This is a genomic window from Arthrobacter sp. SIMBA_036, assembly GCF_046535135.1.
GTDB lineage: Bacteria > Actinomycetota > Actinomycetes > Actinomycetales > Micrococcaceae > Arthrobacter.
The window spans coordinates 136,048-154,228 of record NZ_JAWRXG010000007.1; the positions used below are offsets into that span (position 1 = coordinate 136,048).

General features: G+C 64.0%; 16 protein-coding genes and 1 riboswitch. Of the genes, 10 read left to right on the top strand and 6 right to left on the bottom strand.

Annotated elements, in window-relative coordinates; all coding sequences use genetic code 11:
• Positions 1-57: 57 nt before the first annotated feature.
• The 5 genes from SB659_RS11410 to SB659_RS11430 all read left to right on the top strand — a co-directional run bounded on the left by SB659_RS11410 (position 58) and on the right by SB659_RS11430 (position 5,343).
• Entirely contained in the window at positions 58-1,785 is a 1,728-nt protein-coding gene (locus SB659_RS11410) for an ABC transporter family substrate-binding protein (protein ID WP_410550481.1), read from the top strand.
• Between the two features lie 143 nt (positions 1,786-1,928).
• The gene (locus SB659_RS11415; RefSeq protein ID WP_410550482.1) at positions 1,929-2,975 is read left to right on the top strand and encodes a Gfo/Idh/MocA family oxidoreductase; all 1,047 of its coding nucleotides are present in this window, start codon (positions 1,929-1,931) and stop codon (positions 2,973-2,975) included.
• A 148-nt stretch (positions 2,976-3,123) separates the two neighbouring features.
• Positions 3,124-3,837, top strand: a complete 714-nt coding sequence (locus SB659_RS11420; RefSeq protein ID WP_410550483.1) for a hypothetical protein — start codon at positions 3,124-3,126, stop codon at positions 3,835-3,837.
• A 133-nt stretch (positions 3,838-3,970) separates the two neighbouring features.
• A complete protein-coding gene (locus SB659_RS11425) occupies positions 3,971-4,519 on the top strand; it encodes an RNA polymerase sigma factor (RefSeq protein ID WP_410550484.1) in 549 nt (182 codons plus the stop codon).
• On the top strand, positions 4,516-5,343 hold the full coding sequence (locus SB659_RS11430) for a hypothetical protein (protein ID WP_410550485.1): 828 nt from the start codon (positions 4,516-4,518) through the stop codon (positions 5,341-5,343). The genes SB659_RS11425 and SB659_RS11430 overlap by 4 nt, the downstream gene beginning before the upstream one ends.
• 65 nt (positions 5,344-5,408) lie before the next feature.
• Here the strand turns inward: SB659_RS11430 and ald are convergent, their stop codons facing one another.
• Complete coding sequence (ald, locus tag SB659_RS11435; protein WP_284978789.1) at positions 5,409-6,527, bottom strand: alanine dehydrogenase; 1,119 nt, start codon at positions 6,525-6,527, stop codon at positions 5,409-5,411.
• Between the two features lie 209 nt (positions 6,528-6,736).
• On the opposite strand from ald, the gene SB659_RS11440 reads away from it, so the two are divergent.
• Positions 6,737-7,951, top strand: a complete 1,215-nt coding sequence (locus SB659_RS11440; protein WP_410550486.1) for a PucR family transcriptional regulator — start codon at positions 6,737-6,739, stop codon at positions 7,949-7,951.
• Positions 7,952-8,095: 144 nt separating this feature from the next.
• On the opposite strand, the gene SB659_RS11445 is transcribed toward SB659_RS11440, so the two are convergent.
• Positions 8,096-9,199, bottom strand: coding sequence for a hypothetical protein (locus SB659_RS11445; protein WP_410550487.1), 1,104 nt, complete (start codon positions 9,197-9,199; stop codon positions 8,096-8,098).
• Positions 9,200-9,213: 14 nt separating this feature from the next.
• Positions 9,214-9,363, bottom strand: a riboswitch (cyclic di-AMP (ydaO/yuaA leader).
• A 195-nt stretch (positions 9,364-9,558) separates the two neighbouring features.
• Between SB659_RS11445 and SB659_RS11450 the strand changes: the two genes are divergently transcribed.
• Positions 9,559-10,623, top strand: a complete 1,065-nt coding sequence (locus SB659_RS11450; protein WP_410550488.1) for an ATP-dependent DNA ligase — start codon at positions 9,559-9,561, stop codon at positions 10,621-10,623.
• Positions 10,624-10,643: 20 nt separating this feature from the next.
• Here the strand turns inward: SB659_RS11450 and SB659_RS11455 are convergent, their stop codons facing one another.
• From SB659_RS11455 to ptsP, 4 genes are all read right to left on the bottom strand, one after another.
• The gene (locus tag SB659_RS11455) at positions 10,644-10,904 is read right to left on the bottom strand and encodes a DUF6480 family protein (RefSeq protein ID WP_410550489.1); all 261 of its coding nucleotides are present in this window, start codon (positions 10,902-10,904) and stop codon (positions 10,644-10,646) included.
• Between the two features lie 122 nt (positions 10,905-11,026).
• Positions 11,027-11,851: an alpha/beta fold hydrolase gene (locus SB659_RS11460; RefSeq protein ID WP_410550490.1), complete on the bottom strand. Its 825-nt coding sequence runs from the start codon at positions 11,849-11,851 to the stop codon at positions 11,027-11,029.
• Positions 11,848-12,276 carry a helix-turn-helix domain-containing protein gene (locus SB659_RS11465; RefSeq protein ID WP_410550491.1) on the bottom strand — a complete coding sequence of 143 codons (429 nt, stop codon included), beginning with the start codon at positions 12,274-12,276 and terminating at the stop codon, positions 11,848-11,850. The genes SB659_RS11460 and SB659_RS11465 overlap by 4 nt, the downstream gene beginning before the upstream one ends.
• 127 nt (positions 12,277-12,403) lie before the next feature.
• The gene (gene ptsP, locus SB659_RS11470; protein WP_410550492.1) at positions 12,404-14,104 is read right to left on the bottom strand and encodes a phosphoenolpyruvate--protein phosphotransferase; all 1,701 of its coding nucleotides are present in this window, start codon (positions 14,102-14,104) and stop codon (positions 12,404-12,406) included.
• Between the two features lie 129 nt (positions 14,105-14,233).
• Here ptsP and SB659_RS11475 point away from each other — a divergent pair, with 129 nt between their 5' ends.
• The 3 genes from SB659_RS11475 (at position 14,234) to SB659_RS11485 (ending at position 18,171) form a co-directional block, all read left to right on the top strand.
• Positions 14,234-14,956 (top strand): TetR/AcrR family transcriptional regulator, encoded by a 723-nt coding sequence (locus tag SB659_RS11475; RefSeq protein ID WP_410550493.1) that lies wholly within the window; start codon positions 14,234-14,236, stop codon positions 14,954-14,956.
• Between the two features lie 66 nt (positions 14,957-15,022).
• Complete coding sequence (locus SB659_RS11480; protein WP_410550494.1) at positions 15,023-17,023, top strand: PTS mannitol transporter subunit IICBA; 2,001 nt, start codon at positions 15,023-15,025, stop codon at positions 17,021-17,023.
• The gene (locus SB659_RS11485; protein WP_410550495.1) at positions 17,023-18,171 is read left to right on the top strand and encodes a mannitol-1-phosphate 5-dehydrogenase; all 1,149 of its coding nucleotides are present in this window, start codon (positions 17,023-17,025) and stop codon (positions 18,169-18,171) included. The genes SB659_RS11480 and SB659_RS11485 overlap by 1 nt, the downstream gene beginning before the upstream one ends.
• The last annotated feature ends 10 nt before the right edge of the window (positions 18,172-18,181 follow it).

Genomic DNA, 18,181 nt, shown 5'->3' on the forward strand with positions numbered 1-18,181 from the left:
TGACACCCTGAACTCAACTCGCAAAGATTTCCAGTCGTAAAAAATGAAGGGCAAACCATGAAGAAGTACACGACGATCGGCGGCGTGGCGCTCGCAGCTGCGCTGACGCTGACCGCCTGCGGTGGGGGAACGCCGTCGGGCCCGGCCTCCCAGCAGGCCCAACAGGCAGGCGGTGACATCAACAAACTGATCAGCGTCAACGCCAAGGACCCCAAGGACTTGGAGCAGGGCGGCACGGTGACGCTTCCCGTAGGCAACATCGGTCCGGATTTCAACATCAACTCCAACGTTGGCAACAGTGCTGACACCTCCGCGCTGTTGACGCCGGTGAACACGGCGTCCATCAGCAGCGGTGGCATTGGCGGTTGCTGGAAGCTCGACTTCGACGGCAAGGCTGTGCCGAACAAGGACTTCTGCGAGGACGTCAAGAGTGAGGTCAAAGACGGCAAGCAGACCATCACCATCAAGATCAATGACAAGGCCACCTGGAACGATGGCACGCCGATCGACGTCAAGACCTTCATCAACACGTGGAAGATGCTCCGTGGCGATGACAAGTCCATTGACATCGTCACCGCCGGAAACTACCCCTTCGTGGACTCGGTAAAGGCAGGGGCCAATGACAAGGAAGTCATTGTCACCACAACCCAGCCGGTCTACCCACTGACTTCCCTGTTCTTCGGCCTGATCCACCCGGCCATCAACACCGCCGAAATCTTCAACAAGGGCTTTGCGGGCAACATGCACCCCGAGTGGATGGCTGGTCCGTTCAAAGTAGAGAACTACGACACCACTGCCAAGACGGTCACCATGGTTCCGAATGAGAAGTGGTGGGGCCAGAAGCCTGTCCTGGACAAGGTCATCTGGCGCCAGATGGAACCCAGCGCCAGCATCGCCGCCTTCAAAAACGGCGAAATCGACGCTGTGGACGGACGCACCCTGGGCCGTTACAAGCAGCTGGAAGGCACTAAGAACACCGACATCCGCCGCGGGCAGCGCTTGTTCGCCGGTGGCCTGAACCTCAACGCCAAGCGCCCTGCACTTGCGGACGTGGCCGTGCGCAAGGCGATCTTCACCGCCGTCGACCGTAAAGCCATCCGCGATGTGCGCTTCAACGGCCTGAACTGGTCAGAAGAGAGCTCCGGCTCCATGATGTTGATGCCGTTCTCGCCTTATTACCAGGACAACTACCCCGTGAAGGACACCGGGGCGGACGCAGCCAAGAAGGTCCTGACGGACGCAGGCTACGCACCGAACGACAAGGGCGTCATGGCCAAGAACGGCGTGCCGGTCTCCTTCAAGATCACCAACTTCGGTGATGATCCCACCATCGGAGCAACGTCCCAGACTCTCCAAAAGCAGCTCCAGGCTGCCGGCATGGACGTTGGAATCGATCAGCGCGGGGATGCCGATTTCGGCAAGGTCTTGGGTACCCGCGACTTTGACCTCACTATCTCCGGCTACACCGTGGGTCCGGACGCCACCGACGCGGTGAAGCAGTACTACGATTCCAGCACCAACGAAAATGGCCTCGGCGATCCCCAGCTTGATGCGCAGATCAAGAGCGTCGCCGGTATGGCCGATGACGCGCAGCGCAACAAGGCCGCCATGGACATCGAGAAGGCGCACATGGCGAAGTACTACTCCATGGGTACCGTCCTGAACGGCCCCGAGATCCAGTTCGTGCACACGGGCTTGGCCAACTATGGCCCGTCGTTGTTCAAGAGCCTCTCGGACGTACCTGACTGGACAACCCTGGGTTGGGAAAAGGGCGCCAAGAAGTAGCCTTTAACTGACCGGCCCGGCTTTCTGGAGGCCGGGAACTCCGCGCTCCGCTCACGGTGTCGCAGGGTTCCCGGCCTTTGCCGTGTCGAAGCCACCCGACGGCGCGGCCCCCGTGGCGGGGTGTCCTGAACTAGCCTTGGCACATGACTTCCAGGCCTATCCGCACAGCGATCGCAGGTTTCGGGTTATCGGGCAGCGTTTTCCACGCGCCCTACATCGCCGGCAACCCTTCCTATGAGCTCACGGCCATCGCGACGTCGGACCCCGAAAGGCAAGCGCAAGCTGCCAAACGGTACCCGAACGCCAAGATCGTGGACGCCCCACAGGACCTCGTGGCGCTCGGGGACGAACTGGACCTGATCGTTCTTGGCACACCGCCCGCAACCCATCATCGGCTGGCGAAGGCGGCGCTGGAAGCCGGCCTGGACGTCGTCGTCGATAAGCCGTTCGTGGTCCACAGCGCCGACGGCGAGGAACTCATCCGACTTGCCGCCAGCCTGGGACGCCTCCTCACGGTCTACCAAAACCGCCGTTGGGACGGCGACGCCCTCACAGTGGAGAAACTGCTCGACGCCGGAACCCTGGGTGAAGTGACCAGGTTCGAGGCAGGCATGGAGCGGTGGGCGCCGGAGATCGCCAAGGCGTGGAAGGCCAGTGCCACAGCCGAGGACGGTGGGGGAGCGTTGTTCGATCTCGGTACGCACGTGCTGGATCTCGCGCTCCGATTCTTCGGGCCCGCAACCGTTACCTACGCGGAAATCGCGGCACGCCGCCCGCAGGAAAATGCTGACGACGACGTCTTCCTCGCCCTCCGGCACGAGTCCGGCGTCATCAGCCACGTCACCATCAACCTCAACAGCCATCTGCACGGACCGCGCTTCCGGGTGCTCGGTAGCCGCGGTGCATTCGTGAAATTCGGCAGCGACTCGCAGGAGCCGTTTGTCCGCAACGGCGGGTTGCCGAGCCACCCGGCCTACGGCGTCGAACCTCCCGAAAACCATGGCACGCTCGAGGTGGACGGGCAGCAGCGGACCATACCCACGGAGCGCGGCGCGTACCCGGAGTTTTACCGGCTACTCGCCGAGAAGATCAACGACGGCGGCATCACCTCGGCGCGTCAGGTACCCGTGGATCCGGCCGACTCGGTTGCGGTGCTCCGGCTCATTGAGCAGGCCCGGAGGCTGGCGTGAGATCAGGGCGAAAAAGAATTTTCGACACCGCGTAACCTCACGGCACCCAAGAACGATGTAAGGGGTGTGCGGGCCACGTCCGCACCTGATCATCCGGTAGCGGATCCATCGCTGCCGGAGCAATCCACACCGTATGTCGGAGGGTTTCATGTCCTTGTTCACTGTTATCGCCACCAGCAAAGTCGCCGCGGGCGTCCTGGCCGCCGGAGCCGTAGCTGCCGGTGGAACCGGCGTCGCCGCTTTCAACGGTGCTCTTCCCACTGAGATCCAGCAGGGCGCGCACAACCTCGTCGGCGCTCCCGCACCGGTTGCTGCCAAGTCCGCCGTAGACGCGAAGACCGCAGAAGCAGCCGACGCCGCGGCTGACGCCAAGACCCGCGTGGCAGGCGCCGTCGAAAGTGCAGAGGCGCGCGCAACCGCTGCCGCCGACGCCGCGAAGGCCAAGGCGACTGACACCGTCGCAGGCGTCCAGGCGAAGGCGACTGACGTCGTCAAAGATGCCACGTCCCCCGAGTCATTCGGTCTTTGCACCGCGTTCCTGAACGGCGGCCTGAAGGCCGACACCAAGGTCCCTGGCTACCAGTCCTTGGTTGTTGCCGCGGGCGGCGAGACCAAGGTTGACGCACACTGCAAGGCCGTCGTTACTGCAGGCAAGGCAGCTGGCCTTAAGGCCGACGCCAGCGTGCAGGGTGACGCCGCCGCCGGTACCACGGTGAAGTCCGCTGTACCTGCGGTGCCGGCAACCCGGGCCGTGCCGGCTGTACCCGCCGTCCCAGCGACCCCCGCTGTTCCGGCCGTACCCACCCAGGTACCTTCCGCTGTACCGACCGTTCCGGGCGCAGCCCTGGATTCTGTCCGCTAAGCAAGTAGCGGTTACGGTTTAACGGCAGGGCTCCTTGGCTAGGACAGGGAGCCCTGCTTCGTGGGAGACCGCAGCGATGGTGCCGGGCGTAGGCCGCGGCGAGGCTTCGCTGTGCGGACGGAGGCAGCCTAGGGTGCTTGACCCTTTAGTTGATGAATATGTGCAGGCGGACCACCATGATCTCGCCCTGCTGTTCACTGCTGCCTACAATGAGTTCGCCGCGCCCGTCTGCGGTTATCTCCGGGCGCGCGGAGTGGACGATCCCGAAGCCGTCACCCAAGATGTTTTCCTCGCGCTGTATCCGAGGCTCGACACCCTGCACGGCGGGCTGCAAGGGGCAAAAACCCTGCTGTTTTCGATCGCGCATGCCCGGATGGTGGATCACTACCGTCGTCGGGAGCGCAGGCCGGAACCTGCACCATACGAGGTCGAGACGGACACCCGGAGGGCCCCGTCCGCCGAAGACCAAGCCTTCGGCGCTGGTTCCTTGGGGGTTACCGAGCTCTTGGACGGCCTTGCCGACGACTACCGCGAGGTCCTTGCACTGCGGGTGGTCGCAGACCTCTCCGTGGAAGAAACCGCAGCGATCATGGGTAAGTCCCAAGGCGCCGTGAAACAACTGCAACGCAGGGCACTGGGCGCGTTGAAGAAGCGCGCACTACTAAGGAACGGCTCAGAATGAGTGAAGAAACCGCACGGCTCAGGATGAACGACGAGCAGGCCATCGACCGCCTCCTCGCCGATGCCGACGCGTGCTCGGACGACCTCGGCGGCATCCGGTCCGAATTGCTTGAACTGCGCTCTTGGGCAAGCACGCCGCCGTCGCCCTCGGCTGCCGTCCGCGCGTTGATGGTCAGTGGCCCCGCAGCGGCCACCAGCAAACTTACGACGGCGGACGGTCCTGCAGCCTTGTCGGAGGTGCCGACGTCGGTGCTCGCCACGGTGGCAGCCACGGGTTCCTGCGCCAAAGAGGACGAACTCGCGGCCCGGCGTCGTCGGAAGCGGCGAACCGCGCTGGCAGGCTTCGCTGTCGCCGCAACCCTGGCCGGCGGAGCCACGGCCGCAGCTGCCTCGGAGGGCGGCATCCCTGCCGTTGTCCAACACGTTGGCGCAGCGATCGGCTCCGTGGTCAGCCAGTTGGCCCCAACATCCGGCAAGGCTCCCCGGAAGGGCGAGCCCGCTGTCAGCACCCCGGATCCGCTTCCCGTTAATGAAGCGACGCATCCGGCCCCGGCCCGAGGGACAGCGCCGGCTAACCCCGGCGGCCCGTCCGGCGCCGCGCACCCAGACCCGCGTTCCACGCCCGGAGAAGGCGCTTCACGCCCGAGCCCCAAGGCTTCACCACGCGTTGATCCTGGCAATCTCAGCATTCCCAGCCCGCCAGTGACGGCACCCGTCACCCCGCCAGGTGTTGAGCTTCCCCCTGTGGAACGCCCCGCCATCCCCGTGCCGGCCAGCCCGGCCGTGCCCGGTGTCCTTGGCGTCCCCACACTTCCCACGAGATAACACGTAAGGGCAATGTTCCTGTGGAACATTGCCCTTACGTGTCAATCTGGGGAGTTGAAAGGTCCTTATGCAGAGACCAGGCTGTGCCAATCGGTGACGAGGGGCAGGTTGTGTGCCTCGGATACGGAGTGATGGGCCACGTGGCCTCCGGCGATGTTGAGGCCGGCAGCGAGGGCAGGATCGCGATCGAACGCAGCCCGGACTCCCAGGTTGGCAAGAGCCACCGCGTAGCGCAGGGTGACATTGGTCAGTGCGTACGTGGAGGTGTTCGGAACGGCGCCGGGCATATTGCCAACGCAGTAGAAGATCGAGTTGTGGACCTTGTACGTGGGTTCCTGGTGCGTGGTGGGGTGTGAATCCTCGAAGCAGCCGCCCTGGTCAACTGCGATGTCCACCAGTACCGAACCGGGCTTCATCCGGGCTACGAGCTGGTTGGTGACGAGCTTGGGGGCCTTGGCGCCCGGGATCAGGACTGAACCGATGACGAGGTCTGCGTCGACTACTGACTTCTCGATCTCGTAGGCGTTGGAGGCAACCGTCTTCAGGCGGCCCTGGTAAAGGGCATCCAGCTCGCGCAGCCGGTTGATGTTGATGTCCATGATGGTGACGTCGGCACCGAGCCCCAGGGCCATGGCGGCGGCGTTGGTTCCGGCCACACCTGCGCCCAGGACCACGACCTTTGCCGGGCGGACGCCCGGTACGCCGCCCAAGAGGACGCCTTTACCGCCGGCCGGGGCCATCAGCGAGGAAGCACCGACAACCACGGAAAGCCGGCCTGCGACCTCGGACATGGGAGCGAGCAGCGGAAGTGCCCGGCCGTCCTGGACGGTTTCGTAGGCAATCGCGGTGACGCCGGAGTTGATGAGCTCGGCGGTGAGCTCCGGTTCCGCAGCGAGGTGCAGGTAGGTGAAGAGGATCAAGCCCTTCCGGAAGCGGTGGTACTCGGCCGCGATGGGTTCCTTGACCTTCATGACCATGTCGGCGCGGGCCCAGACGTCATCAGCTTCGTTGACGATCTCGGCGCCGGCGATCGAGTACTCCTCGTCGGTGATCCCCGAGCCGAGGCCTGCGCCGCGCTCCACCAGAACCGTGTGTCCGTGGGTGCGGAACTCGTGAACACCTGAGGCCGTGATGGCTACGCGGAATTCGTTGTTCTTGATTTCTTTGGGGACGCCGATGATCATGTGAGGGCTCCATTGTTAGCGGCCATTTTCGGCCGAATCCTTGCTGCGGGCTGTGATTCCAGAATAAATCCGGCTGTGAGGCAGGCGACATGGTTTCCTCAATGCCGTGGCAGCAAAACCGCGGAAAATCAGGGTTTTCCGCGCGCAGTGTTCGACATTTGTCGATTGCTGGGCCGTCAGGTGTCGTCTGGTGTTGGTACGCTTTCGGGATGCAGCAGGACGTGGAGCAGATCGTTGAACAGGTAGCGGCCAAACTGGGCCGGGGACTGTCCTTGGAAGACCTCGACGGGCTGCTTCTTGCGTACAGCTCCAACCAATCCCACGCCGATCGCGTCCGCGTGAACTTCCTCCTCAGTAAACGGGTTCCCTCCGACGTCAGCGTGTGGCAGCTATCGCACGGAATCTCGACGGCGGTCCGCCCCGTCGTCGTCCCCGCCAACGAGGAACTTGGCATGTTGGGCCGCGTCTGCGTGCCCCTGCTGGTGCGGGGCTTCCGCGTTGGCTACCTCTGGGTGCAACAGGACGCCGACGAACAAAGTGCGACGGCGATACTCGCCCAGTTGCCGGGCGTACGTGACGAGTTGGACCTGTTGGCCGGTTTGCTCCTCGATTCAAACACCGCAGAGTCCGAATTCCGGCGACGCCGGGAACAGGAGTTCATGGCGGCCTGCAGTGGGGAATCAAACGCGATCGCAGCTGTTGCGGGGTGGAAGGAAATCCAAGGCCGGGGTCCGTGGCAACTGGTGACCATCCTCGATGCGGACGGCGCGAGGTCCGACGTCGACCCCCTCGCCGCGACCCTGACGCACCGTTCGGCAGCGCTCCAGTCCACTATCGGGGTCAACCCGGCCCTCTTCAGTGCCGGCACAGAGACCCACTCCGTGGTTTTGTTCCGCGAATCCGGCGGCAGGGCCGATCACGCCCAGGTCCTGGTGCACTACCAGCTGGAGCTTGCCAAGCGCGCCGGGCGAACCGTGGACCGTGTCATTTTGGGGATCAGCGAGCCGTTCAACGTGATCCGGCAACTTGGTGCTGCGTACCGGCAGTCAAAAGTCGCTGCACAAGCTGCCGCTGTGGATCCGCCGTTGGGCGAGCTCGTGGACGTCAGGGCCGTAGGCGTTTACCAACTTTTCGACCGACTTCAGGCTCCAGGCGGCTGGGATGACACAAGCAGCGTGCATTTCCGCGCTTTGGAGGATCACGACCGCAACGGTGAACTCCTACCGGTGCTGGAACTCCTTTACGACAACGACAGCTCGGTCCAAGATGTCGCCACCAAGCTTCACCTTCACAGAAGCAGCGTCTACAACAGGCTCGGCCGCATACGCCAACTCATTGGCGCAGATCCCGTGAATGGTGCGGTTCGGCTTGAGTTGCACGCAGCGTTGAAGGCACGGCGCTGGGCCGGCAGGCCGAGGATCTAGTCCCGTGACCCTGGGCCTCTCAGGAGCGCTGGAGTCGTTGGCAGCTCCAGCGGCCAATTCGGCCCCGAACCAAGGCCGTCCGGCTCGCGCGGCAGTACCGGCCATGCCAGCCAGTGTGTCCGAACGCTGTAGGCAGTCGAGGGCTCATTTGAGCGCCTTCTTGACGGTGCCGAGAAGGGATCCCAGCGCCGACTGCCCCGAGGATTGCGGTGCAGGGCTCGGGGCCTGGGTGGCGGTGGGCTGAGGTGTGGGTGTTGCCGTGGGGTGCTGCGTTGAGGTGGCAGTAGGCGTCGAGGTGGGCGGCTGTGCTGGGACGTTGTCCGAAGCCGCGCCGCTAGCAACTGGCTGGGCAGGAACAGGCTGAGCAGGAACAGGCGCGGGTGCGGCTGGCGTGCCCGGAGCTGCTGGTTGGGCTGCCGAAGGAACCCACACTGGCGGCGCAAGGGAAACTGTGGGGGTGCCGGAGGCCGCGGGCGACGACGACGCCGCGGTATCCGGCGCGTCCGGAACAGTGGCAGCTTGGCTGACATCGGATGACTCCGCAGATGGCGTTGCACCCGATGAGGCAGCCACAGCGGATGCGGTGCTGGAACCACCGGGAACACCGGAGATCGAGGCCGTGGTTTGTGCAGTCGTGTCACCGGCGCCGCCGCCGCTGGCGTCCGTGACCTTGCTTTCGCTGCCGAAGAACGGAAGATCGAGAGCCTGGCCTACCGTGCCCACAGTCAAGGCGAGCCCCAATGCCCCAGCCACCATGGCCATGCGCTGGCTCATGTGGCGGACTGACGCGGCCTTGTGTAGTACCGCGTATGGTTCGCGACTGTATTGGCGCGGCCGGTGGTGCGGAAGCGCTGAGACCTCGGCCGTTTGGAGCGGGATGGCTGCCGTGACTGCTTCAGTAGTGGCGGGCTGAACGGCCGGAACGATTGGAATCTGAACTGTGGCCAGAGCTTCGGCGGCTAGGGCTTCTCCGGCCAGAGCTTCGGGGACGCTCGCGGTTTCCTCGAACGCGGTTTGCCTGGGCTGGGGCTCCGCTGCGGCGGGTCGTTCGGCGTCAACGGCTTGGCTGGCGTCGTCGTCGATGCCCACGCCGGAAGCGTGCTCGCGTTGCCGCTCGGCGGCACGCCGTGCCGCACGGGTCATCGGTACTGCCGGGTCGGCAATTGCGGGACTGTCAGTGGACGCCCGACGGCGGCCGGTTGGTTTGGCGCGCTCGCTCTCACGCAGGGCGCGTCGCGGCTGATCCATGGTTGGGGACATGGTTGTTGCCTCTCGACGCCTTCGAGGTTAGCTGTCGGGTTCGGACGAGGCCGTCCGGCCGCGGCTGGCGGCTACACCCCAAGGGCTTGTCGGGGAACAAGCCCGGAACACTGGGTCCCCCGTCTCTGCCGTGGGTCTAGCGGAATCCCGGATTGCGGCAGAGCTCGGCGTCAGCCCGGAAACGGCCCAGCGGAGTTCCGGGTCGCCCTATGAAGTTACCCTAGGCGGAAAACAAAGTCACATTAATGTAACGGCTGCGCGGTCGTCACAGGTCCCGCCCGCAACACGGCCGGATATCCATCGCCGAACACTAGCTTCACTGGGCCAGGGCAGGTAGACATTGACCTATGGACCTGCCCGTGATGCCGCCCGTCTCGCCCATGCTCGCCAAGTCAGTCCCTGACATCCCCGATGTTGGGCACTACGAGCCCAAGTGGGACGGCTTCCGGACCATCGTCTTCAAGGACGGGGACGAGATCGTCCTCGGCAGCCGGAATGAGAAGCCCATGACCCGGTACTTCCCGGAGCTCGTGGCGGCGCTGCAGGGGAACCTTCCGGACAAGTGCGTCATCGACGGCGAGATTGTCCTGATCCAAGGCAACAGGCTGGAATTCGAGGTTCTCCAGCAACGCATCCATCCTGCCGATAGCAGGGTCCGGATGCTGGCGGAGAAGACCCCGGCGTCGATGGTCGCCTTCGACATCCTTGCGTTAGGCGACGAGGACCTGACGGGTCGGCCTTTTTCGCAACGCCGAGCAATCCTGGAGCAAGCACTCTCCACGGCCGAACCCCCTGTGTACATCACCCCCGCAGTGACCGACTTGGAGAGGGCCAAGGAGTGGTTCGTCCAACTGGAAGGCGCAGGGCTGGATGGCGTGCTGTCCAAACCACTTGACGGCACATATCAACCCAACAAGCGCGTCATGTTCAAGACCAAGCACGTGCGAACCGCGGACTGCGTGGTGGCGGGTTTCCGTTGGCATAAGACGGCAAAGGTCGTCGGGTCCATGCTGCTGGGCCTTTACGACGACGACGGGCGGCTTCACCACGTGGGGGTGGTGGCATCGTTCCCCATGGCCAAAAGGGAGAGCCTGGTGGCCGAGTTGGAACCGTACCAGGTGGACCTCGGCGACCATCCATGGGGTGAGTGGGCCACGCAAGATGAAGCGGCGGGTGGTTCCAGGATGCCTGGGGCCCAGAGCAGGTGGAGCGGCGGCAAGGACTTCTCTTTCGTCCCGCTTCGCCCTGAACTGGTGATCGAAGTGGCGTACGACTATATGGAGGGCGATCGTTTCCGGCACACCACCCAGTTCCGGCGGTGGCGGACCGACCGGACACCCGGTAGTTGCACCTACTCCCAGCTGGAGGAACCGGCCGATTACGATCTCGGCGAGATCCTGAAGCTCACGTAGTCTACGGGGTAGCTACGGCGTTACTCGTCGTGTCCTTGATCCATGCTCATACTGTCCTCGGCGGGCGGGGTTTCACCTGGCGGGACGCCCCCTCCCGGTTCCAGCCCGGTGATGTTGCCGTTGAGGGGGTCGGGGTTTGCCGAGGCAGCGGGATCATCATCGCGATCCCGGCGCATCTCCGGGTCTTCATGGATGCTGTCCGCTGAAGCCGTGGTGTCCACGGGTCCCTTAGCGCCGGTTACGCCGAAGCCTTGTGTTTCTTCCTTCGAGTCCTTGGTCACGAGCAACCCTTTCGTAAGCAAACTTACTATTGCGTTGATATGGCCAGCCTAGCCGGGCAACACGGACCCAACAAGGGCAGGCGGGGTGACCGGCCGGCGTCGTACACTTCCAGGGGCGCCGCTCAGCGGTGGCGGGCCGTCGCGGAGACGAAGCTCCGAATGGCGTCGGCCACTGCCTTGCGGCGCATATGCTGGGCCACATGTCCGACGCCGGGAATCTCCACCAAGCGTCCTTGGGGGACAGTCCTGGAGAGCCGCAGGCACCACTCCGGCCCGGCCACGTGGTCGCGGCTTCCACGGAGGATCAGTACCGGCACCGTAATCCCGGCTAACCGTGCCTGGGTTGGGTACTGCATCATGACGGGCAGCTCGGTGAGATACCAGCGGGGTCCGCAACGCAGGTAATCGCTGATGACCAACCAGTTGGACGACGGGCTCTCGCGCAGCAGGCCATCGAGGCCGAGCGCAACGGACTGGCGCCACAGGTTCTTGTGCTTGGAGTCGACCACCGGGCCCATCAAGACCACGCGATCGGCATGCTCCGGTGCATGCAACGCAGCTTCAATCGCGAACTGCACCCCCATGGAATGGCCCACCAAAATGTAGGACTCGATTCCGCAGGACGCCAAGGCCGCGGCAATGAACGCCCCGTAATCTTCTACCTGAAGTCGCCGTCCCGGCTTGGGCGTGCCTGCGAAACCTGGCAGGTCCAAGGAATAGGTGGGGGAATCCGCGCCAAGGACCGCGTGGAGCCGGGCGAGGTACCTGTGCGATACCCCGATGCCGTGGATCAGGATGTAGGCGGGCTCGCTGCTCGCGCTGCCGTGGCTTGCGGCTGGCGTTGGTGGTGTCGCTGTTGCTGCACTTGGAGCAGGGGTTCCGTCAGCCCAGTAGATCCGGCCGGTCAGACCCAAGGCTTCGACGTCGGCGGAGAGGAGTGCCGTCATGCGTTCTTGCGTCCCGTTTCCTTGGTCCCGGTTTCCGCGGGGGTGGCGGCCTCGGCCTCGGAGCGTTTCTGCTTTTCCAGCCACTCGATGATCGCAGCTTGCCGGATACGACGATGCGTTCCCCGGTATTCAACGGGGATTTCTCCACGATCCGTCATGTTGCGCAGGTAGGTGTGGGAGATACCGGCCAGTTCCGCGGCTTGGGACGTGGTGAGCATTTCCTCCACGCTGCTGACCGTCACCGTTTCGCCCCGGCCAAGCCGTGCCAAGAGGTCCACGACGGCGTCCCTAGCCTCACCGGGCAGGCGGTGGACAGTGCCGTCCACGAACACGGTGACGTCGTTGCTGTCCTGGAGGGAACGCGCGAGATTCCTGGCGTCGTCGGCGGGAAGGCCTGCCGTGACGCGGGGAGCTATCAATGCCATGGCAGAAGCCTAGCGTGTGGCGTCCAACGGGTGCGGACGCGCCCAATTCGATGGCCCGCTGCGGGGAGTGCCGTTCGCACGGCATGCCCCGCAGCGAAGCATCGAAACGGGCAGGGCGGGCGGACTGTTAAAGCCCGAGCTCGTCCAGCACGGGGAGCTTTGCGCGTACCCAATCGCGGGCTTCGATGGCGCTGGGGGCCGAGAGCGCCAAGCGGGCGAGCTCTTGGGCCTGTTCCAGCGTGACCGTCTTCAGCACCGTCCCCACCGCTGCCAGCGAGCGCGCCGTCATGGACAGCGTGGTGACACCCAGCCCGGTAAGCACGACGGCGAGTGCCGGGTCCGCTGCCGCCTCGCCACAGACTCCCACCGGTTTGTTGTCGCCTTCCCGGCCGGATCCTTCGAGCGTCGAACCTTCCACGGTGAGTTGCACCAGCCGGAGCACTGCCGGCTGCCAGGGCGTGTTGAGCTCGGCGAGGGGTCCGAGTTGGCGGTCGGCAGCCATGGCGTACTGGGTGAGGTCGTTGGTGCCCAAGGAGGCGAACTCCACTTCGCGCAAAACCGCGGCGGACGTGAGGGCGGCAGAGGGAACTTCCACCATGACGCCTGGCGTCTGGATTCCGGCGGCAGCGCACAATGAAGCAAATCGTCCTGCTTCGGCGGCGGTGGAGATCATCGGGGCCATGACCCACACATCCGCCTCGGACTCGGAGGCAGCCCGGGCGATCGCCTCAAGCTGGCGCTCCAAGACGCCCGGGGTGGTGAAGTCGGTGCGGTAGCCACGAACGCCGAGGGCAGGGTTGGGCTCGCTGGCGTCGGTGAGGAAGGGCAGCGGCTTGTCGGCCCCGGCATCCAAGGTGCGGAGGACAACTTTCTTGCCGGGGAACGCGTCAAACACGGCCTTGTACGCCGCTGCTTGTTCATCGACGGATGGCTCGGTGTCGCGCTCCAGGAAGCAGAATTCGGTACGGAACAGGCCCACACCCTGCGCCCCGAGGCCTGCTGCTGCCACGGCGTCCTTGGCTCCGCCCACGTTGGCGAGGAGCGGCACCAAGTGGCCGTCCGCCGTCGTGCCGTTGCCGTCAAATGCCGCCAGTGTGGCTGAGGTTTCCGCCCAGGCTGTGGCCGCAGCACGATGCTCATCCGAAGGCGACTCTGCGACAAATCCAGCCGCGCCGTCGACGTACACCTCGGTCCCGTCGGCGATGGCGTCGACACCGGGGGCAGCGACTACTGCGGGCAACCCCAGCGAGCGGGCAATGATGGCCGTGTGCGACTGGGGTCCGCCCCCGGATGTCACCAGCGCCAGGACCACTGCGGGATCCAGCGTCGCGGTGTCTGCCGGTGCCAGGTCTTCAGCGACCAGGATGAAAGGTGTGTCTGAGGAGGGGATGCCGGGCGCAGGGACGCCACGGAGTTCGGCCACGATGCGGGCGCGGACGTCCAGCACATCGGTAGCGCGCTCGGCCATGTAGCCGCCCAGGTTGTGCAGCATTTCGGAGACCGAAGCGCCGGCCTCCCAGATGGCGCGTTCTGCGGACGAACCGGCATTGATCAGCTTCGCGGCAGATTTCAGGAGCATGGTGTCCTTGGCCATCAGGGCCGTGGCTTCCAGCACGGCTTTGCCGTCCCCCGAGGCGCTGTCCGCGCGCCGCTTGAGTTCGTCATGCACGGACTGCGCGGCGGCCTTCAGGCCTGCGACGGCGTCTTCCGGGCTGGTGTTCGCGGCCAGGCGCTCGCCCGACGCCGGTTCGCTCACCGGCTTTGGCATCTGGCGGACGGAACCAATGATGCGGCCAGGGCTGACCCCGACGCCTTGGAAATTCTGCACTGAATCCTCTGTTCCTGCTTGTTGGTTCAGACCCGCCGACGACGGCATTGGGAGCCTGCGGGATTAGCTTACAAAATACTCTTGTGAGCCACTTCATATAGCAACGCTATAGGTGTTAGGGTAGCGGTTATGAGTTTCGATGACCAGCTTCCGCCGAAAATTCGGTTGCTTCGCGCAGCTGCCGAATTGCTGGCGAATTCAGACGGGTCAGCGGTCTCAACACGTCAGATCACCAAGCTCGCAGGGGTCACGGCCCCGACGCTCTACCATCACTTTGGCGACAAAGAAGGGCTGTTCGACGCCGTCGTTTCTGCGGGTTTCGAGGAATACGTGGCGGGGGAGCGTGATTTCGCTCCCTCTGGGGAGCCACTGGAGGATGTCCGCCGGATGTGGGATAACCACGTCCAGTTCGGGCTCACCCAGCCCCACCTCTATCTGGTCATGTTCGGCAATATCCGGCCGGAAAGCCGCCCGGCAATCGTGGCCGATGCGGAGGCGCTCCTGGAGGAGATGCTGAACAAGGCGGCCATCGCAGGCCAGATCAATGTGCCGCCCCGCGAAGCGGCACGCAGCATTTTGGCGGCCAACGTGGGTGTCACGCTCATGTTGATCGCCGAACCGGTGGAGGACCGGAATCTCGAGCTCTCAACGATGACCCGGGATTCCATGATCTTTGCCGTCTCCACGGACACCGCCCGTGGCGCCGCAACGGACGACTCAGGCAAGTCGTCGGTAGTTGTTGCGGCAATCGCACTGAATGCGGCATTGCAGGCCTCGCATTCGGACCAGCTTTCCAGTTCTGAATTAAAGCTCTTCCTTGAGTGGCTCCACCGTATTTCCAGCAGCTCCTAAGGCTGTTATCTCTCGATCTATATCGACTGACCCCGCGCCGCAGCGGGACACACGTTAGGAATTCACATGGCAACAGAGACCGTTGCGAAGCCCCGCACCAGCGTGCGCGTTGGCGTCCAAAAGTTCGGAACATTCCTTTCCGGCATGATCATGCCCAACATCGGCGCGTTCATTGCCTGGGGCCTTATCACGGCCCTGTTCATCGAAAAGGGGTGGATACCCGTAGCTGCCCTGGGTGGCTTCGGTACTAACGCCGATGGTGCCCCTAACGTGGGCCTCGTCGGGCCCATGGTGACGTACCTCCTCCCGCTGTTGATTGCTTACACGGGCGGCCGGATGGTCTACGACGTCCGCGGCGGCGTGGTGGGTGCCATCGCGACGATGGGCGTCATCGCGGGAACCAGCTCCCCGATGTTTATCGGTGCCATGATCATGGGGCCGCTGGGTGGCTGGACCATCAAGCAGCTCGACCGCTTGTGGGACGGCAAGATCCGTCCCGGTTTTGAGATGCTGGTGAATAACTTCTCCGCTGGAATCTGGGGCGCCGCGCTAGCCCTCGGCGGCTTCTATGGTCTGTCAGCTGTTGTGAAGTTGTTCACCACCGTAGCTGGAAACGTGGTCCAGTTCCTCGTGGATAACGGCTTGCTGCCGCTGACATCCATTTTCATTGAGCCCGCCAAAGTACTCTTCCTCAACAACGCCATCAACCACGGCGTCCTGACGCCGCTGGGCATCCAACAGTCCCTGGATCACGGCAAGTCCATCCTGTTCCTGCTCGAAGCCAACCCCGGCCCGGGCCTTGGCATCTTGCTGGCGTACATGTTCTTCGGCCGTGGTGCTGCCAAGGCGTCGGCTCCCGGTGCGGCGATCATCCACTTCCTCGGTGGTATCCACGAGATCTACTTCCCGTACGTGTTGATGAAGCCGATCCTGATCCTGGCCGCCATTGGCGGCGGCATGACCGGTATCGCCACCTTGGCCATCACCAATTCAGGCCTCGTGGCACCGGCTGCACCAGGTTCCATCATCGCCGTCCTCGCCCAGACCTCGCGTGACAGTTATGTCGGCGTCATCCTGGCAGTCATCCTCGCCGCCACGGTTTCCTTCCTGATCGCGTCGGTGATCCTGCGCACCTCCAAGGACAAGGGCGACGACGACCTGACGGCAGCCACGTCCCGCATGGAAGCCATGAAGGGCAAGAAGAGCTCGGTTTCCTCGGCACTGGTCGGTGAGCGGGCCGCGGGCCGCGATGGCAACGTCCTCACCCGCCCCGTCCAGAACATCGTGTTCGCTTGCGATGCCGGCATGGGTTCGAGCGCCATGGGTGCATCGGTCCTGCGCAACAAGATCAAGGCCGCCGGCTTCCCGGAGGTCAAGGTGACCAATTCCGCGATTGCCAACTTGAGCGATACTTACGACGTCGTGGTTACTCACCAGGACCTGACCGAACGGGCCCAGCCGAGGACTTCCAGTGCCATGCACTTCTCGGTGGACAACTTCATGAACAGTCCCAGGTACGACGAGATCGTGGACCTGGTGCGCACCAGCAATTCCGAGGACGCAGGAGCCACGGCTCCCGCCGAACCCGCCAATCAGGGAGCCCATGCCGCGGAACCGGCTACCGGCGTCGAAGGCAAGGACATCCTGCTCCGGGACAGCGTGGTGCTTCTCGGGTCCGCCCGGGACCGCGACGCGGCCATCGACGAAGTCGGCCAACTCCTCCTTGACCGTGGTGCCGTGGACATGAGCTACGTCCACGCCATGCACGAACGCGAAGAATCCGTATCCACCTACATGGGTAGCTTCCTTGCCATCCCGCACGGCACCAACGATGCCAAAGAGCACATCAAGCACTCGGCCGTTTCCATCATCCGTTACCCCGAGGGCATCGATTGGGGAGGCAAGCAGGTGAAGTTCGTCGTCGGCGTCGCCGGTATCAACAACGAACACCTCCACATCCTGTCCTCCATTGCCAAGATCTTCACCAACAAAGCCCAGGTGGCTCAGTTGGAAGAAGCCACCACCGTGGATGAAGTCCTGGAACTGTTCGGAAAGGTCAATGCATAGTGAAGGCAGTCCATTTTGGGGCAGGAAACATCGGCCGTGGCTTCGTGGGGCTGCTGCTTCACGAGGCCGGCTATGAGGTGGTTTTCGCTGACGTCGCTGATGCGCTGATCGGCCAGTTGGCCTCGGCTGAAAGCTATGACGTTCACGAGGTCGGCGAAAATCCTGCCGTCAAAACCGTGGAAGGGTTCCGTGCCCTGAACTCGGCAACGCAGGAGGCTGCAGTCGTGGAGGAAATCTCGACGGCGGATGTGGTCACCACTGCGGTGGGCCCGCACATCCTGAAGTTCGTGGCTCCGGTCATCGCCCGCGGTTTGGCTGCCCGTTCCGCAGAGTTGCCTCCCCTGCAGGTGATGGCGTGTGAGAACGCGATCAACGCCACCGATCTTCTTCGCGCCGAGGTTCAGGCCGCGTGGGATGATTCGGCAGGCGACCTGGACGGTGTGGCCGTGTTCGCCAACACCGCCGTGGACCGGATCGTTCCTAACCAAGCGCCGGGCCAGGGTCTGGATGTCACAGTGGAGACGTTTTACGAGTGGGTCATCGATCGCACGCCCTTCGGGGACAATGCACCGGTGATTCCGGGAGCGACGTTCGTGGACGAGCTTGGCCCGTACATCGAGCGAAAGCTGTTCACGGTCAACACCGGCCATGCGTCCGCGGCGTACTTCGGCTACCAGGCGGGCTTGGAGAAAATTTCGGACGCCATGGCCGATGCCTCAGTTGCGGCCAAAGTTCGGGCGGTATTGGAAGAAACCAAGGAGCTCCTGGTTGCCAAGCACGGTTTCGCCGAGGCGGAGCAGGAAGCGTACGTGCAGAAGATCCTGTCCCGCTTCAGCAACCCTTACCTGCCGGATACCGTGATCCGGGTCGGCCGGGCACCCCTGCGGAAGCTGGGACGCCACGAGCGCTTCGTCGGGCCTGCGGCGGAGTTGGCCGAACGTGGCATCACTCCTGTGGCGTTGCTCGAGGCAATGTCTGCGGCGCTGCGCTTTGATGATGCCTCTGATGTCGAAGCGGTGGAGCTGGGCAAGTTACTCTCCGACCTGGAGCCGGGTGCCGCCGTCGAACGCCTGACGGAACTGAAGCCCGAGCACCCGCTGTTCCCGGCAGTGAAGAAGCTCATAGAGGACCGCCAAGCCGAAGCGTAGGCGGTTCGGT

Excerpts from the sequence above, each read along its gene's own strand:
- SB659_RS11415 (WP_410550482.1), top strand. The coding sequence starts at position 1,929 with ATGACTTCCAGGCCTATCCGCACAGCGATCGCAGGTTTCGGGTTATCG.
- SB659_RS11475 (WP_410550493.1), top strand. The coding sequence starts at position 14,234 with ATGAGTTTCGATGACCAGCTTCCGCCGAAAATTCGGTTGCTTCGCGCA.
- SB659_RS11445 (WP_410550487.1), bottom strand. The coding sequence starts at position 9,199 with ATGGATCAGCCGCGACGCGCCCTGCGTGAGAGCGAGCGCGCCAAACCA.
- ald (WP_284978789.1), bottom strand. The coding sequence starts at position 6,527 with ATGATCATCGGCGTCCCCAAAGAAATCAAGAACAACGAATTCCGCGTA.
- SB659_RS11440 (WP_410550486.1), top strand. The coding sequence starts at position 6,737 with ATGCAGCAGGACGTGGAGCAGATCGTTGAACAGGTAGCGGCCAAACTG.
- SB659_RS11430 (WP_410550485.1), top strand. The coding sequence starts at position 4,516 with ATGAGTGAAGAAACCGCACGGCTCAGGATGAACGACGAGCAGGCCATC.
- SB659_RS11460 (WP_410550490.1), bottom strand. The coding sequence starts at position 11,851 with ATGACGGCACTCCTCTCCGCCGACGTCGAAGCCTTGGGTCTGACCGGC.
- SB659_RS11450 (WP_410550488.1), top strand. The coding sequence starts at position 9,559 with ATGGACCTGCCCGTGATGCCGCCCGTCTCGCCCATGCTCGCCAAGTCA.
- SB659_RS11465 (WP_410550491.1), bottom strand. The coding sequence starts at position 12,276 with ATGGCATTGATAGCTCCCCGCGTCACGGCAGGCCTTCCCGCCGACGAC.
- SB659_RS11410 (WP_410550481.1), top strand. The coding sequence starts at position 58 with ATGAAGAAGTACACGACGATCGGCGGCGTGGCGCTCGCAGCTGCGCTG.
- SB659_RS11480 (WP_410550494.1), top strand. The coding sequence starts at position 15,023 with ATGGCAACAGAGACCGTTGCGAAGCCCCGCACCAGCGTGCGCGTTGGC.
- SB659_RS11420 (WP_410550483.1), top strand. The coding sequence starts at position 3,124 with ATGTCCTTGTTCACTGTTATCGCCACCAGCAAAGTCGCCGCGGGCGTC.